Genomic DNA, 14,868 nt, shown 5'->3' with positions numbered 1-14,868 from the left:
GCGGGTCAGGCGAACGCGCTCATCCCGGTGATGTCGCGCCCGATGAGCAGGGCCTGCACGCTCTCCGTGCCCTCGTAGGTGTGGATCGCCTCGATGTCGGCCAGGTGCTGCATCACGCCGTACTCCAGCAGGATGCCGTTGCCGCCGAGCAGGTCGCGGGCCACCTGCGCGATGCGGCGTGCGGCGCGGGTGTTGTGATATTTCGCCAGCGACGCCTGCACCGGGCGCAGCTGCCCGCGCGCCTCGAGGTCGGCCATCCACCGGCAGTACAGCTGCATCGCGGTCAGCTCCTCGAGCATCCCGGTGAGCCGCTCCTGCACCATCTGGAACTTCGCCAGCGGCTTGCCGAACTGCACGCGCTGCTGCGCGTACTGCAGCGCGGCCTCGTAGCAGGCCGTCGCGTGCCCGAGCGCCGACCAGGCCACGCCCGACCGGGTCGAGTAGAGCACGGTCGACGCGTCTGCGAACGACCGGGCGCCGGGGAGCACGGCATCCGCGGGCAGGCGCACGTCGTCGAGGGTGATGTGGGCCTGGTGGATGCCGCGCAGTGAGGCCTTGCCGGTGATGACGGTGCCGGTGTAGCCGGGGGTCTGCTGGGGGACGAGGAAGCAGCGCACTGCGCCGTGGTCGTCGGCGCCCTCGTCGACCACGCGCGCCCAGACGAACGTGATACCGCCCGAGGCGCCGTTGCCGATCCACTTCTTCGCCCCGCGCAGCACCCAGCCGTCGGCCGTGCGGCGGGCGACGGTCTCGAGCGAGACCGAGTCGGAGCCGTGGTCGGGCTCGGTGAGGGCGAACGCGGCCAGCTCTGCGCCGCGGGCGATGGGAACGAGGTGGTGCTCCTGCTGGGCGGGGCTGCCGAACAGCGCGAGGGTGCGCAGCGCCAGGCCGCCCTGCACCGCCAGCACGGTGCCCAGCGACCCGTCGCCGCGGGAGATCTCCATGTTGACCAGGCCCGCCGCCAGCGGCGAGATGCGGGTGAGGGCGGGGTGGTCGATGCCGTCGGTGAACAGGTCGAGCTCGCCGAAACGGTGCACCACCTCGAGCGGATAGCTGCCGGCGTCCCACGCCGCGCGCATGGGCGCGGCGACCTCGTCGACGAAGGCCTGTGCGCGCTGCCAGACGGCGCGGTCGTCGGCATCCAGGTCGGCGAACACGGCGTAGTAGTCGGTGCCGAGCCGCCCGGTGACCTCGTAGTCGGGTGCGGTGCCGCCGGGGAAGGGAGTGGGGTCGGACATGGTGCTCCTCGCGTCTCCCTCCCATTATGAGACCCGATGCCGCGATGCGCGAAACTCCGTCTCACCCCGCACTGCGACCGCCCGTGCGACGCCACGCGATCTCGGCGTGCTAGGGTATGCAAACCGACTGTTCGGTATGTTGCGAGGAGGCTGCATGGGGAACGACGCAGGGCTGCGCAGGTTCGCGGGGACGGTGTCGCTGGTCACCGGCGCGAGCCGGGGCATCGGCTTCGCGATCGCCGAGCGGATCGTCGCCGAAGGCGGCGAGGTCGTGCTCACCGCCCGCACCGCCGAGGCGCTCACCGAGGCCGTCGAGCAACTGGGCCCCGCGGCATCCGCGGTGGCCGGTCGCGCCGACGACGCCGACCACCGCGCCGAGGTCTTCGCGCACATCGCCCGCGCACACGGGCGCCTCGACCACCTCGTCAACAACACCGGGATCAACCCCGTCTACGGCACCCTCGCCGCGCTCGACGTCGCCGCGGCGCGCAAGATCCTCGAGGTCAACGTGCTCGCGACGCTCGAGTGGACCCGCGCCGCCCTGACTGCCGGGCTCGCCCGCTCGATCGTCAACGTCGCCTCGGTGGCCGGGCAGGGCGCGAGCCCCGGCATCGCGCTCTACGGCGTCTCGAAGGCCGCCGTCATCAATCTGACCCTGCAGCTGGCCGACGAGCTCGCCCCCGGCATCCGGGTCAACGCGGTGGCTCCCGCCGTCATCAAGACCGACTTCGCCCGCGCGCTGTTCGAGGGCCGCGAGAGCGAGGTCTCGGCCGCCTACCCGCTCGCGCGGCTGGGCGTGCCCGCCGACGTCGCCGGTCCGGTGGCCTTCCTGCTGTCGGAGGATGCCGCGTGGATCACCGGGCAGACCATCACGATCGACGGCGGTGCCGGCATCGGCGGACTGGCGTGAGGGCCCGCCGCCGCGATCGGTGGAAGATGAAGGCATGAAGGATTCCCACGTCGCGGACGACGTCATGAACGCCGCCGTCGAGCTGTTCGCCACCCAGGGCTATGCCAACACGAGCGTGCAGCAGGTGGTCGCCGCCGCCGGGGTCACCAAGGGCGCGATGTACCACTACTTCGAGTCGAAGGACGACCTGCTCTTCGGCATCTACGACTCCCTGCTGACCCTGCAGAAGGGGCGCCTCGACGAGATCATCGCCGCCGCCGCCCCGGATGCCGGCGTCGACGAGGTGCTGCGCGCGGTCTGCGTCGACGTGCTCGAGACCTCGATCGACTACATCAAGCAGGGCGCGGTGTTCTTCCGCAGCATGCACATGCTCACCGAGCCCCGCCGGCAGGAGGTCATCCGCCGGCGCCGCGCCTACCACGACGAGTTCGCCGCGCTCATCGCCCGCGGGCAGCGCGAGGGCGACTACCGCACCGACATCCCGCTGGCGATGCTCGTGGCCCACTTCTTCAGCGACGTGCACTACCTGTCGCACTGGTACTCGGCCGAGGGGCCCGAGAGCAAGACGCTCGTCGCCTCGCAGCTGACCGACCTGTTCCTGACGAGTCTGAGGAGACCGGATGCCTGATCCCCGCATGCGCGCCTGGCGGGTGACCCGCCTGGGTGAGCCGGCCGACGCGCTCACGCTGGACGAGCTCGACGTGCCCGTTCCCGGACCGGGCGAGGTGCTGGTGCGCACCCGCGCGGTCGCGGCGAACTTCCCCGACGTGCTGCTGTGCCGCGGGGAGTACCAGGTCAAGCCCGAGCTGCCGTTCGTGCCCGGGATCGAGCTGGTCGGCGACGTCGCCGGCCTCGGCGAGGGCGTCACGGGGCTGCGCGTGGGGGAGCGGGTGCTGGGCTCGAAGATCGGCGTGCTCTCGGAGTATGCCGTGCTGCCCGCCGCCGACCTCTGGCCGGCCCCGGCCGGGCTCGACGACGCGGCTGCCGCGGGGCTGACCGTGGCCTACCAGACCGCGTGGTTCGCACTGCACCGCCGCGCCCGCCTGCAGGCCGGGGAGTGGGTGCTCGTGCACGCCGCCGCCGGCGGGGTGGGGCTCGCCGCGGTGCAACTGGCCGTCGCCGCCGGGGCGCGCGTGATCGGGGTCGTCGGATCGCCCGCCAAGGCCGAGGTGGCACGCACCGCCGGCGCCGAGGTCGTGCTCGTGCGCGGCGCCGACGACATCGTCGCGGGCGTCAAGACGGCCACCGCCGGCCACGGCGCCGATGTGGTGTTCGATCCGGTCGGCGGCGACGCCTTCACGGCCTCGACCAAGTGCATCGCCTTCGAGGGGCGCCTCGTGGTGGTCGGCTTCGCCGGCGGCACCATCCCCGCCGTCCCGGCGGGCCACGTGCTCGTGAAGAACTACTCGGTGATCGGACTGCACTGGGGCATGTACCCCGGCATCCGGCCCGACATCGTCGACCAGGCGCGTGCCGAGCTGACGCAACTGGCGGATGCCGGCGGCATCCGGCCCGTCGTCGACCACATCGTGCCGTTCGCCGACGCGCCGCAGGCGCTCACCGCGCTCGCCGGGGGCGGCACGGTGGGCCGGGTCGTCGTGCAGGTCGCGTCGTGATGGACCTCGCCGGGCGGGTGTGCCTGGTCACCGGTGGCGCGCGCGGCATCGGCGAGGCGTACGTGCGGGCCCTCCACGCCGCCGGCGCCCGGGTCGTCATCGCCGACCTGCTCGAGGCGGAGGGCCGCGCGCTCGCCGCCGACATCGATCCGACGGGGACGGCGGCCCTGTTCGTGCCGCTCGACGTCACCGACGAGGAGCAGTGGGCGGCGACCGTGACCACCACGCGCGAGCGCTTCGGCGCCGTCGACGTGCTGGTCAACAACGCCGGCATCGCCAATGCGGCCCCGATCGAGCACCTCACCACCGAGAAGTGGAACGCGGCCATCGCGGTGAACCTCACCGGCGTGTTCTTCGGATGCCGCGCCGTCGTCCCCACCATGAAGGCGCAGGGCGCCGGGTCGATCATCAACATCTCGTCGGTGGAGGGGATGCGCGGCAGCCGCGGCGTGCACGCCTACACCGCCGCCAAGTTCGGGGTGCGGGGGCTCTCGCAGTCGCTCGCGGTCGAGCTCGGACCGGCCGGCATCCGCGTCAACTCGGTGCACCCGGGCTTCATCCGCACGCAGATGACCTCGCGCATCGATCCGGCCCACCTCGACATCCCGCTCGGGCGCCCCGGCGAGCCGGGCGATCTCACCGGCACCATCGTGTTCCTCGCCTCCGATGCGTCGGCGTTCACCACCGGCGCCGAGTTCGTCGTCGACGGCGGCATGATCGCGGGCATCCCGCACCGGTAGGCCGAACCGGTCGCCCCGGTCACGCGCGCTGGTCGGCCATCGCGCGCCCCGTGTGCGCGCCGTGCTCGCGCCCCGCCGCGACGATCATCGTCGCCCCGCGTGCGCTGATCCGCGGCTGCCGACGTGCGCGGCATCCGTTCGGCATCTGCACGCAACAGAAACATACCGCCCAGTCGGTTTCTTTGTTATCCTGACCACACCCGACACGAAGAGGTGCCGATGTCTCCGCGATCCGTTCCCGACCCGCCCGCCGACCCGCCCGCCGCCGCAGCGCCCGCGGCCCCGCCGCGCCTCGACGTGCGCGGGCTGCGCGTCGCCTTCGGCGGCCTCGTGGCCGTCGACGATGTGTCGTTCGAGGTCGCCCCCGGCGAAGTGGTGGCGCTCATCGGGCCCAACGGCGCCGGCAAGACGACCGTCTTCAACGCGATCTGCGCGCTGGTGCGCCGCCGCGGCGAGGTGCTGCTCGACGACGCCCCCGCGCCCGGCCGCCCCTGGGGGCTCGCCCCCCGCGGGGTGGCGCGCACGCTGCAGGGACTGGGGCTCTTCCACGGCCTGAGCGTGCGCGAGAACGTGACCGTGCCCATCGCCGACCGTCGCGGTGCGGCGGCGCGCGCCGACGAGGTGCTGGCCCGGCTGCGACTGACCGCGGTGGCCGAGCGCCCCGTGGCAGCGCTGTCGTACCCCGACCGCAAGCGCGTGGCCCTGGCCCGCGCCCTGGTGGGCGCGCCGTCGCTGCTGCTGCTCGACGAACCCGCCGGCGGCCTCGGCGCCGACGACATCGCCGAGCTCGGCGCGGTGATCGGCGAGGTGGCCGCCAGCGGCTGCGCCGTGCTGCTGGTCGAGCACCACGTCGACTTCGTCATGCGCGTGGCCGACCGCATCGTGGTGCTCGACTTCGGCAAGGTGATCGCCGCCGGCACGCCCGAGCAGGTGCGCACCGACCCCCGCGTCGAAGAGGCCTACCTCGGACGGCGGGTCGAGGCATGAACACGCTGGCGGATGCCGCCGCCCCCGCCGCGGTCGGCGCGAGCCTGCGGGTGCGCGGGCTCACCGTCGGCTACGGCGGCGCGCCGGTGCTGGCCGGGCTCGACCTCGCCCTCGCCCCCGGCGAGATCGTGGCATTGCTGGGCGCCAACGGCGCCGGCAAGACCACGCTCCTGCGGGCCCTGGCCGGCCTCGTGCCGGCGACCGGCTCGGTGCGGCTGGACGACGCCGAGATCGCCGGGCTGCGCACCGAGCAGCGGGCGCGGCGCGCGTTCGCGCTCGTGCCCGACGGGCAGAGCGTGGTGGCCGAGCTGACCGTCGACGAGAACCTGCGCCTCGGGGCGCTGTGGCGCCACCGCGGCGCGGCACGCGAGCGGGCCGTGGCAGAGGTCTACGACCTGTTCGAACCGCTCGCGCGCCGCCGCGGCAGCGCCGGCCACCAGCTCTCGGGCGGCGAGCGGCAGATGCTCGCCCTCGGCCGCGCCCTGGTCGCCGAGCCCGCCCTGCTCGCCCTCGACGAGCCGTCGCTGGGCCTGGCGCCCCTCGTGGTCGCCCACCTCATGTCGGTGCTGCAAGACGCCGCCCGCCGCCGCGGGGTGACGGTGCTGCTGGCCGAGCAGAACGTCACCGGGGCGCTGTCGATCGCCGACCGCGGGGTCGTGCTCGACCTCGGCCGCATCGTCGCCGATGCCCCCGCGGCCGCCCTCGCCGCCGACACCTCCCTCCGCCACGCCTACCTGGGCTTCTGACCGAGCCCCCGACCTCCCGGCCCCTGAACGGATCTCCCCATGGACCGCCTCCTCTTCCTCCTGGCCACCGGCCTCGCCCGCGGCGCCGTGTTCGCCCTGTTCGCGCTGTCGCTCGTGCTCATCTGGCGCGCCGCACGCATCGTCAACTTCGCGCAGGGCGCGATGGCCCTCGCCGCCACCTACGCCGCCTTCGCGGCGACCGCCCTGTCGGGCTCCTACCTCGTCGGCCTGCTCGTCGGCATCCTCTCGGGAGCCGCGATCGGGTTCATCGTCGAGCGCGGCGTGATGCGCTTCGCGCCCCCGGGGCGGCCGCTGACCGGGGTGATCGCGGCGATCGGTCTGGTGATGGTGCTGCAGTCGCTGCTGGGGATCGCGTTCGGCCCGCAGTACCGCCCGATGCGCGCGCCCTTCGACGACAGCCCGATCCTCGTGGCGGGCGTGCCGCTGCTGTCGCCCTACGACCTGTTCGTGCTGGTGGTGGCCCTGGCCGTGATGGCCGGGCTGGCGCTGCTGTTCGCGCGCACCTCCCTCGGCCTGCAGCTGCGAGCTTCGGCCTTCGCCCCCGAGGTCTCGCGCGTGCTGGGTGTGCGCGTGGGGCGCATGGTCACGATCGGGTGGATGCTGTCGGCCGCGGTGGCGGCGCTGGCCGCCATCCTGCTCATGCCCACCGAGCTCGGGCTCAACCCCCACGCCACCGACGTGCTGTTCGTCTACGCGTTCACCGTCGCCGTCGTCGGCGGGCTCGACTCGCCGGCCGGGGCGCTGTTCGGCGGGCTCATCGTCGGGGTCGCCATGACGCTCGTCACCGGCTACCTGGGTGCCAGCGTCGCCCCCATCGGCGTGCTGGTGCTGCTGGTGGCGGTGCTGCTGGTCAAACCCGGCGGCGTGTTCTCCCTGCGAGAGGCGCGCAGCGCATGAACGGCGTCCGCTCCCTCGCCCGCTCCGTCGTCGCCCGCGGCGTGGTGCTCACCGTGCTCGCGCTGGCCGGCACGTTCCTCCTCGACCCCTACCGCAACTTCCAGCTCGCCACGATCGCCGCGACCTTCTGCGCCGCGGCGGGGCTGACCGTGCTCGTCGGGTGGACGGGGCAGCTCTCGCTCGGCCACGCCGCTCTCATGGCCGTCGGCGGGTACGGCTACGCGCTCACCGCGCGGGCCCTCACCGACCTCGGCGTCGACGGGGTGCCGCGCTTCGCGATCGGCCTGCTGGCCGCCGTCGTGCTCGCCGCCGCCGTCGGGTGGCTGCTGGGGCTGGCCGCCGCGCGCCTGCGCGGCCCCTATCTCGCCGGCGTCACCCTCGCCGTCGTCATCGCCCTCCCTGCCGTGGCCACCGTCTTCTCCGAGGTGCTGCGCGGCGACCAGGGCGTGCAGATCCCGTTCGACGGCGTCCCCCCGGTGCTGCAGAGCGTGATGGTGGTCGAGCAATGGCAGGCGTGGGTCGCGATCTTCGTGACCGGCGCCACCGTCACCGCCCTGGTGGCGGTGTGCCGGGGAGCTGCGGGTCTGCGGATGCGGGCCGTGCGCGACGACGAGACGGCCGCCCGCATCACCGGCATCCGCACCGGGCGGGTGAAGGTCGGTGCGTTCACACTCAGCGCGGTCACCGCCGGCGTCGGCGGGGCACTGCTGTGCTTCGTGACGCAGTCGGTGAGCCCCGGCGCCTACACCCTCGCGTTCTCGCTGCTGCTGGTGGTGGCCGTCGTGCTGGGCGGGCTCGGCAGCATCGGCGGCGCGGCGATCGGCTCGGCGCTGATCGTGATGGTGCCGTGGGCGCTGGGCGCGGTGACCGCCGCGCTCCCCGCCGAGGCCGCCCAGCGCCTCAGCGGCAACCTGCCGGTGCTGGTGTTCGGCGCCCTGCTGATCGTCGTCATCCTGGTGCGCCCGGGAGGCCTGGCGAGCCTGCGCGCCGCCGTGCGCCGCCCGCGCCGGCCCACAGCCCCGGACGCCGCCCCGGCTCCGACCACCTCCGACCCGACCCCGACCACACCCGCGCCCGCACCGGCCGCGGCATCCGAGATGTCCCTTCCCGCCATCACCACACACAGAGAGAGGTGACCATGTCACAGCACCACCCGATCCGCGCCGTGGCGATCGTCGGCGTCTTCGCCGTCATCGCGCTCGCCGGATGCAGTTCACCCGCGGCCGTGTCGTCGACCGACGACGCGACGGCCACCGGTGTCACCGACGACACCGTCACGATCGGCGCCCACACCCCGCTCACCGGCCCCGCCGCCGCGGGCTACTCGTCGATCTCGGCCGCGGCGTCGGCCTACTTCGCGTACCTCAACGAGCAGGGGGGTGTGCACGGGCGCTCGATCGAGTACATCGTCAAGGACGACGGCTACAACCCGGCCACCACCCAGACCGTCGTGCGCGAGCTCGTGCAGGAGGACGAGGTGTTCGCCATCGTCAACGGGCTGGGCACGCCCACCCACACCGCCGTGCTCGACTACCTCAACCAGAACAAGGTCCCCGACCTGTTCGTCGCCTCCGGGTCGACCACCTGGAACCAGCCCGAGACCTACCCCTACACGTTCGGCTTCAACGCCGACTACGTGGTCGAGGGCGCCGCCCTCGCCGCCTATGCCGACGAGGCGTTCGCGGGGGCGAAGGTGTGCCTGCTGGGCCAGGACGACGACTTCGGCGACGAGATGATCGAGGGTGCCGAACTCGCACTCGGCGCCGACGGCCTCACCCACGTCGAGCGGTATGCCGTGTCGAACCAGGATGTGACCGCGCAGATCGGCGCGCTCAAGGCCGCCGGCTGCGAGATCAACATCCTCGGCACGATCAACGGGTTCACCGCGCTGGCGGTGGGCACCGCCGCGCAGCTGGGCTGGTTCCCGAAGTGGTTCTCGTCGTCGTCGGGCGCCGACTACCCGACGCTCGTGGGGTACCTCGGCGAAGACGTCGGTCCGAAGCTGCTGCAGGGATTCGTCGGCGCGAACTACCTGCCGGCGGCCGGCGGCGACTCGGAGTGGGTCGCGACGTTCCGCGAGATCAACGACGAGTACAACAACGGGGCGCCCTTCGACGGCAACACCGTCTACGGGATGAGCGTGGCCTACCTGTTCGCCGAGGCGCTCGAGGCGGCGGGCGAGAACCCGACGCGCGAAGCACTGCTCGAGGCGATCTCGGCGGGAGAGCTCGCCGGCAACGGCATCCTGCCGCTCGCCTTCGGCGCCGACAGCCACGCCGCCTACCGCGGCGTGGGCATCACGGCCGTCGACCAGGGCGTGCAGGACTACGTCGGCGCGACCTTCGCCGTCGACGGCGACGAGGTCACCGCGGTGGAGCCCGAGCCGGTCGCCTTCGTCACCGGGGCGGTACCCGGGTCCTGACCCGCGGCCCCGACACAAGACGCCGGGTGCGCTCCTCACGGAGGCACCCGGCGTCTTCGTGCCGGCTGCGGCTGCCGCTACGGCTGCGGCGCCGGCTGCGGGGTGTGCGCGGCCACCAGCTCGCGCTTGAGCACCTTGCCGCTGCCGCCCAGCGGCAGGCTCGCCACGATGTGCACGACGCGCGGGTACTTGTAGGCGGCGATGCGGTCGCGCACGAACGCGGTCACCTCGTCGGCGTCGAGCTCGTGACCTTCCAGCGGCACGACGGCCGCGTGCACCTCCTGGCCGCGCACCTCGTCGGCCACGCCGAACACGGCGGCCAGTGCGATGCCCGGATGCCGGGCGAGCACCGCCTCGACCTCGCTCGGGTACACGTTGTAGCCGGAGCGCACGATCATGTCCTTCTTGCGGTCGACGATGGTGAGCACCCCGTCGATGTAGGTGCCGAGGTCGCCGGTGCGGAACCAGCCGTCGACGATCGCCTCGGCGGTGGCCTCGGGCCGGCCCAGATACCCCTTGAACAGGTTGTGCCCGCGCACCACGATCTCGCCGAGCGCCTGCTCGTCGGTGAGCAGCACGACCCGCTCGTCGATCTCGGGGTCGGCAACGGCCACGTCGACGCCCCACAGGGCGCGACCCACGGTGCCCGGCCGGATGGGCTCGAACAGGGTGTTGGAGGAGACGATCGGCGCGGTCTCGGTGAGGCCGTAGCCCTCGTGCGCGTCGGCGTCGAACTCGGCGCGGAACGCCTCGAGCACGGCCACCGGCAGCGCCGCACCACCCGAGACGGCGTAGCGCAGCGGCGGGCGCGCCGTGGTGCGCCGGCCGCTCTCGATGAGCCCCACGTACATGGTGGGCACCGCGGTGAACACCGTGGCGCCGTGGGCGACCATGAGGGCGAGCGCCTCGTCGGCGTCGAACCGGGGGAGCAGGATGATCGACGCGCCCACACGGAAGGCGATGTTCATCACCGCGGTCTGCCCGAACGTGTGGAACAGCGGCAGTCCGCCGAAGACGATGTCGGCGGCGTTCAGGTCGAACGAGTCGATGAGGGTGCAGTGCACCTGCTCGACGATCGACAGGTGCGAGCCCACGGCGCCCTTGGGGGTGCCGGTGGTGCCGCTGGTGTAGAGGATCGTCGCCGGGTCGCTCGGCCGCGTGGCGGCATGGCGCTCGAGCGGGTCGGCCGCGGCGGCCTCCACCTCGAGGCGGTCGAGGCCGCGCACCGGCTCGGGAGCATCGGCGGGCAGCAGCACGGTGACCACGGGTGTCGCGGTGCCCGCCGCCGCCGGCAGCGCCTCGCCCAGCAGGGGGGCGGCGACCACCAGCAGGTCGGCGTCGGCGTCGCGTAGCACGTGGGCGATCTCGTCGGCCTTGAACAGCAGGTGCACCGGCACCACCACGGCGCCCAGCGCCAGGGTCGCGTAGTAGACGCGGGCGAAGTCGGGCACGTTCGGGATCATCATGGCCACGCGGCTGCCGGGGCCGATGCCGCGGCCCCGCAGCGCGCCGGCGTAGGCGAGGGTCTGCGCCCACAGCTGCGCATAGGTGGTGGTCGTGCCGGCGAAGTGCAGGGCGGGGCGGTCGGGATGGCGCCGGGCGGACTCGGCCAGGATGGCCGCGACCGAGAGGCTGGCGTGACCGGGGCCGTCGATGGCGGGGTCGGAGAGATGCACGGGGGTCCTTTCGTCGGTGAAAAGCTCGTTCGTGGGAAGGGAAGCGGATGCCGGCCTCACGCCGTCGACGCGGCCGCGGCGAACTGCCCGCGGCCGAGGCTCGACAGGTGCACCTCGTCGGGGCCGTCGGCGATGCGCAGCGACCGGACGCCGGCGTAGAGCTCGGCCAGCGGTGTGTCGCCGGAGACCCCGGCGCCGCCGTGGAGCTGGATGGCCCGGTCGACGATCTGCTGCACGGCCCGCGGCACGGCCACCTTGATGGCCTGGATCTCGGTCATCGCGGCGCGGTTGCCGACGGTGTCCATGAGCCAGGCGGTCTTCAGCACGAGCAGCCGCAGCGATTCCAGCTGCACACGCGATTCGGCCACCCATTCGCGCACGACGCCCTGCTCGGCCAGGGTGCGCCCGAACGCGGTGCGGGAGCGGGCGCGGTCGATCATGAGCGCCAGGGCGCGTTCGCCCATGCCGAGGGCGCGCATGCAGTGGTGGATGCGACCGGGGCCCAGGCGCGCCTGGGCGATGGCGAAGCCCTCGCCCTCCCCGGCGATGAGGTTCGCGGCGGGCACCCGCACGTCGTCGAAGGCGATCTCGGCGTGGCCGCCGTGGTCGCGGTCGTCGAAGCCGAACACGGTGAGCGGGCGCACGATGCGCACCCCGGGGGCGTCCCGGGGCACGAGGATCATCGACTGGCGGCGGTGGCGGGGAGCGTCGGGGTCGGTCTCGCCCATGACGATGAACACGGCGGCATCCGGGTTCATCGCACCCGTCGACCACCACTTGCGTCCGGTGATGACGTAGTCGTCGCCGTCACGGCGGATGCGGGTGCCGATGTTGGTGGCGTCGGAGGAGGCCACGTCGGGCTCGGTCATGCAGAAGGCCGAACGGATCTCGGCGCGCAGCAGCGGCGCGAGCCAGCGCTCCTGCTGGGCGGGCGTGCCGAAGTCGTGGAGCACCTCCATGTTGCCGGTGTCGGGGGCGGCGCAGTTGAGCGCGACCGGTGCCAGGCGGGGGCTCCACCCGGTCACCTCGGCCAGCGGTGCGTACTGCAGGTTGGTGAGCCCGGCGCCGGCCTCGCCGGGCAGGAAGAGGTTCCACAGCCCCTCGGCGCGGGCGGCCGCCTGCAGCCGCCGCACCACCGGACGCACGTGCCACTGGCCCGGGGTGGCGGCGAGCTCCTCGTCGAGCACCGGCTCGGCGGGGATCACCTGCTCATCGACGAAGGTCCGCACCCGGTCGATGAGCCCGCGCGTGCGGGTGTCGAAGGAGAAGTCCATCAGTGCACCTCCTGGCCGCGACGGGCGAGCGGTTCCACGAGCGCACCCATCTGATCGAAACCCGCCCCGACGGTGTCGCCGGCGCGGAAGCGGTAGTGGATCCCTTCGAGGATCACCGCGAGCTTGTAGGCGGCGAACGCCCGGTACCAGCGCAGATCGGGCACCCGGATGCCGGCGTGGGCGGCGTAGGCGTCGACGAGGCCGGCGAAGTCGGGATAGCCGGCGGCGGTGTCGACGGCGCTCGGCACGGCGTCGCCGATGCCCTCGACCTCGCCGATCGTCCAGTAGAGCCACAGGATGCCGAGGTCGACGAACGGGTCGCCCAGCGTCGCCATCTCCCAGTCGAGGATGGCCGAGACCTGCGGGCGGTCGCCGTGGCCGGTGACCAGGGCGTTGTCGAGCCGGTAGTCGCCGTGCACGATGCCGGTGCGGCCCGACGAGGGGATGCCGGCGCCGAGGCTGTCCTGCAGGGCGTCCAGGGCCGGGGTCTCGCGGGAGCGCGACGCGTCGAGCTGGCGGCGCCACGTGGTGAGCTGCCGCTGCAGGTAGCCCTCGGGCCTGCCGAAGTCGCCGAGGCCGACCGCGGCGGGATCGACGGCGTGCAGGTCGGCGAGGTGACGGGCCAGGTCGCCGCCCAGACGCTGCAGGCCTGCGGCGGTGAACTCGGCGTTCTGCGCGCGCCGCGAGATCACCGCGCCGGGGGCGCGCTCCATCACGAAGAACACGGTGCCGGTCACCTCGGCGGTCTCGACGTCGTCGACGACGTCGACGGCCACCGGCACCGGCACCGGCGTGGCGGCCAGGGCCGAGATGACCCGGTGCTCGCGGCGCATGTCGTGGGCGCTGGAGAGCACGTGGCCCAGCGGCGGGCGCCGCACGATCAACGGCACGGCGGCGCCGTCGACGGCGTAGGTGAGGTTGCTGCGGCCGCCCGCGATCACGTGGGCGCGCAGGTCGCCGGCCCGCAGATCGGGGTGCGTGCGCTGCAGCCAGGCGCGCAGGCCCGCCACATCGAGCCCGGGGGTGTCGGTCATCGCCGTGCCTCTCCGGCGTCGTCTCTGACGCCACCGCAAGCATACCGGATGGTCGGTATGTGCGGAATCGGCGCGGGCACGAGGGGTGGAAGAACAGCGTGCCCGGCCGCCGCGGGTCAGTCGGCGACGGCGAGCTCGCGCTCGACCGCGGCGCGGATGCCGTCGGGGATCGGGGTGGGCGTGCGGGCGATGGCGTCGACGAACACGTGGGTGAACCTGCCCGTCGCCACCGGCCCGTCTTCGCCGGCGGGGAGGATGCCCAGCGACCAGGTGATGCTGGTGGTGCCCAGGCGCTCCACGGCGATCCCGACCTCGAGGGCCGCCGGGAAGCCGGTGGCGGCGTGGAACTCGCACGACGAGGCCGCGCACAGGGCGATCGGGCCGCCGCCGTGGGGATCGAGCCCCGCCGCGCGGATCATCCAGGTGTTCACGGCGGTGTCCATCGCCTCGTAGTAGACGGTGTTGTTGAGGTGGCCGTACTGGTCGTTGTCGTTCCAGCGGGTGCCGAACGGCATCCGCACGCGGTAGGCGGGCATGGGTCCTCCGGGGTGGGATGGGATGCGGGGTCAGGGCACGCGCAGGAGCAGCCGGAAGGCCTGCCCGGCCCGCAGTGCGCTGGGCTGGTCGCCGGAGATGAGGTCGGCGTAGGTGAACGACTCCGACACCCGCACCAGCAGGTAGGCCAGCGAGTGCGCGTCAATCGCCCCGTCGAGCGGCTCGGCGCCGAGCTCGCGGTCGATCAGCCACTCGGCCGTCGCCACGTAGCGTCGCTGGATCGGGCTCTCCTTCGTGGTGAGCAGTCGCAGCGCGCGGGCCGGTTCGCGGCGCAGGAAGTGGCGGAAGTACTCGGCGGTGATGAGGTCGTCGACGAACCGTCCCAGGATCTCGGCGATGCGCTCGGCGCCGGCGGGGGAGGTGGCGGCGTGCTCGGCCTGCACGAGCGTGGGAACAGCCAGTGACCACAGCACTTCGCTCAGCAGCGCATCACGGTTGCCGACCCACCGGAACAGCGACGTGCGGTCGATGCCGAGCGAGCCGGCGAGCGAGCCCATGTCGATGCGGCGGCCGTCGATGAAGGCCGCGCGGGCGCGGTCGAACGCGCGCACCACGTCGGGGTGCTCGCCGCTGCGCAGCCGCGTCGACAGCCACGAGGGCGCCGCGACCAGGCCCACCTCTCCGATCGGGGCGGGCGAGGTGGCGGTGTGCGCGGCGGTGGTCACGCTCGCACTCTACCGCCGCGACCCCTTGCTCCTGCAACGTCTCCGAGAATGTCGTGCAACATCTCGCACAATGATGCATACTCGGGT

The 14,868-nt window shown here is 73.3% G+C and carries 15 protein-coding genes; 9 read left to right on the top strand and 6 right to left on the bottom strand.

Annotated features, from left to right (window positions below; genetic code table 11):
* Positions 1-5: 5 nt before the first annotated feature.
* Positions 6-1,238 carry an acyl-CoA dehydrogenase family protein gene (locus tag N3K63_RS01335; protein ID WP_261578165.1) on the bottom strand — a complete coding sequence of 411 codons (1,233 nt, stop codon included), beginning with the start codon at positions 1,236-1,238 and terminating at the stop codon, positions 6-8.
* 154 nt (positions 1,239-1,392) lie between these two features.
* Between N3K63_RS01335 and N3K63_RS01330 the strand changes: the two genes are divergently transcribed.
* The 9 genes from N3K63_RS01330 (at position 1,393) to N3K63_RS01290 (ending at position 9,577) form a co-directional block, all read left to right on the top strand.
* Positions 1,393-2,148 (top strand): SDR family oxidoreductase, encoded by a 756-nt coding sequence (locus N3K63_RS01330; protein WP_261578164.1) that lies wholly within the window; start codon positions 1,393-1,395, stop codon positions 2,146-2,148.
* 34 nt (positions 2,149-2,182) lie between these two features.
* A complete protein-coding gene (locus N3K63_RS01325) occupies positions 2,183-2,776 on the top strand; it encodes a TetR/AcrR family transcriptional regulator (protein WP_261578163.1) in 594 nt (197 codons plus the stop codon).
* Complete coding sequence (locus tag N3K63_RS01320; RefSeq protein WP_261578162.1) at positions 2,769-3,764, top strand: NADPH:quinone oxidoreductase family protein; 996 nt, start codon at positions 2,769-2,771, stop codon at positions 3,762-3,764. The genes N3K63_RS01325 and N3K63_RS01320 overlap by 8 nt, the downstream gene beginning before the upstream one ends.
* Positions 3,764-4,504 (top strand): SDR family NAD(P)-dependent oxidoreductase, encoded by a 741-nt coding sequence (locus N3K63_RS01315; RefSeq protein WP_261579150.1) that lies wholly within the window; start codon positions 3,764-3,766, stop codon positions 4,502-4,504. Before N3K63_RS01320 ends, N3K63_RS01315 begins: the two co-directional genes overlap by 1 nt.
* Before the next feature lie 219 nt (positions 4,505-4,723).
* On the top strand, positions 4,724-5,491 hold the full coding sequence (locus N3K63_RS01310; RefSeq protein WP_261578161.1) for an ABC transporter ATP-binding protein: 768 nt from the start codon (positions 4,724-4,726) through the stop codon (positions 5,489-5,491).
* Positions 5,488-6,237, top strand: coding sequence for an ABC transporter ATP-binding protein (locus N3K63_RS01305; protein WP_261578160.1), 750 nt, complete (start codon positions 5,488-5,490; stop codon positions 6,235-6,237). The genes N3K63_RS01310 and N3K63_RS01305 overlap by 4 nt, the downstream gene beginning before the upstream one ends.
* A gap of 39 nt (positions 6,238-6,276) precedes the next feature.
* The gene (locus tag N3K63_RS01300; protein ID WP_261578159.1) at positions 6,277-7,155 is read left to right on the top strand and encodes a branched-chain amino acid ABC transporter permease; all 879 of its coding nucleotides are present in this window, start codon (positions 6,277-6,279) and stop codon (positions 7,153-7,155) included.
* The gene (locus tag N3K63_RS01295; RefSeq protein WP_261578158.1) at positions 7,152-8,291 is read left to right on the top strand and encodes a branched-chain amino acid ABC transporter permease; all 1,140 of its coding nucleotides are present in this window, start codon (positions 7,152-7,154) and stop codon (positions 8,289-8,291) included. Before N3K63_RS01300 ends, N3K63_RS01295 begins: the two co-directional genes overlap by 4 nt.
* A gap of 2 nt (positions 8,292-8,293) precedes the next feature.
* Complete coding sequence (locus N3K63_RS01290; protein ID WP_261578157.1) at positions 8,294-9,577, top strand: ABC transporter substrate-binding protein; 1,284 nt, start codon at positions 8,294-8,296, stop codon at positions 9,575-9,577.
* Positions 9,578-9,654: 77 nt separating this feature from the next.
* Here the strand turns inward: N3K63_RS01290 and N3K63_RS01285 are convergent, their stop codons facing one another.
* The 5 genes from N3K63_RS01285 to N3K63_RS01265 all read right to left on the bottom strand — a co-directional run bounded on the left by N3K63_RS01285 (position 9,655) and on the right by N3K63_RS01265 (position 14,781).
* The gene (locus tag N3K63_RS01285) at positions 9,655-11,253 is read right to left on the bottom strand and encodes an AMP-binding protein (protein ID WP_261578156.1); all 1,599 of its coding nucleotides are present in this window, start codon (positions 11,251-11,253) and stop codon (positions 9,655-9,657) included.
* A 56-nt stretch (positions 11,254-11,309) separates the two neighbouring features.
* A complete protein-coding gene (locus tag N3K63_RS01280) occupies positions 11,310-12,527 on the bottom strand; it encodes an acyl-CoA dehydrogenase family protein (RefSeq protein WP_261578155.1) in 1,218 nt (405 codons plus the stop codon).
* Complete coding sequence (locus N3K63_RS01275) at positions 12,527-13,561, bottom strand: phosphotransferase family protein (protein ID WP_261578154.1); 1,035 nt, start codon at positions 13,559-13,561, stop codon at positions 12,527-12,529. The genes N3K63_RS01280 and N3K63_RS01275 overlap by 1 nt, the downstream gene beginning before the upstream one ends.
* 116 nt (positions 13,562-13,677) lie before the next feature.
* Complete coding sequence (locus tag N3K63_RS01270; protein ID WP_261578153.1) at positions 13,678-14,097, bottom strand: acyl-CoA thioesterase; 420 nt, start codon at positions 14,095-14,097, stop codon at positions 13,678-13,680.
* A 30-nt stretch (positions 14,098-14,127) separates the two neighbouring features.
* Entirely contained in the window at positions 14,128-14,781 is a 654-nt protein-coding gene (locus N3K63_RS01265) for a QsdR family transcriptional regulator (protein ID WP_261578152.1), read from the bottom strand.
* Positions 14,782-14,868: the final 87 nt, after the last annotated feature.

This window comes from Microbacterium festucae, from assembly GCF_025421715.1.
Taxonomy (GTDB): domain Bacteria; phylum Actinomycetota; class Actinomycetes; order Actinomycetales; family Microbacteriaceae; genus Microbacterium; species Microbacterium festucae.
Note: the sequence above shows the minus strand (reverse complement) of the source record. Positions and strands in the feature narration are given on the sequence as shown.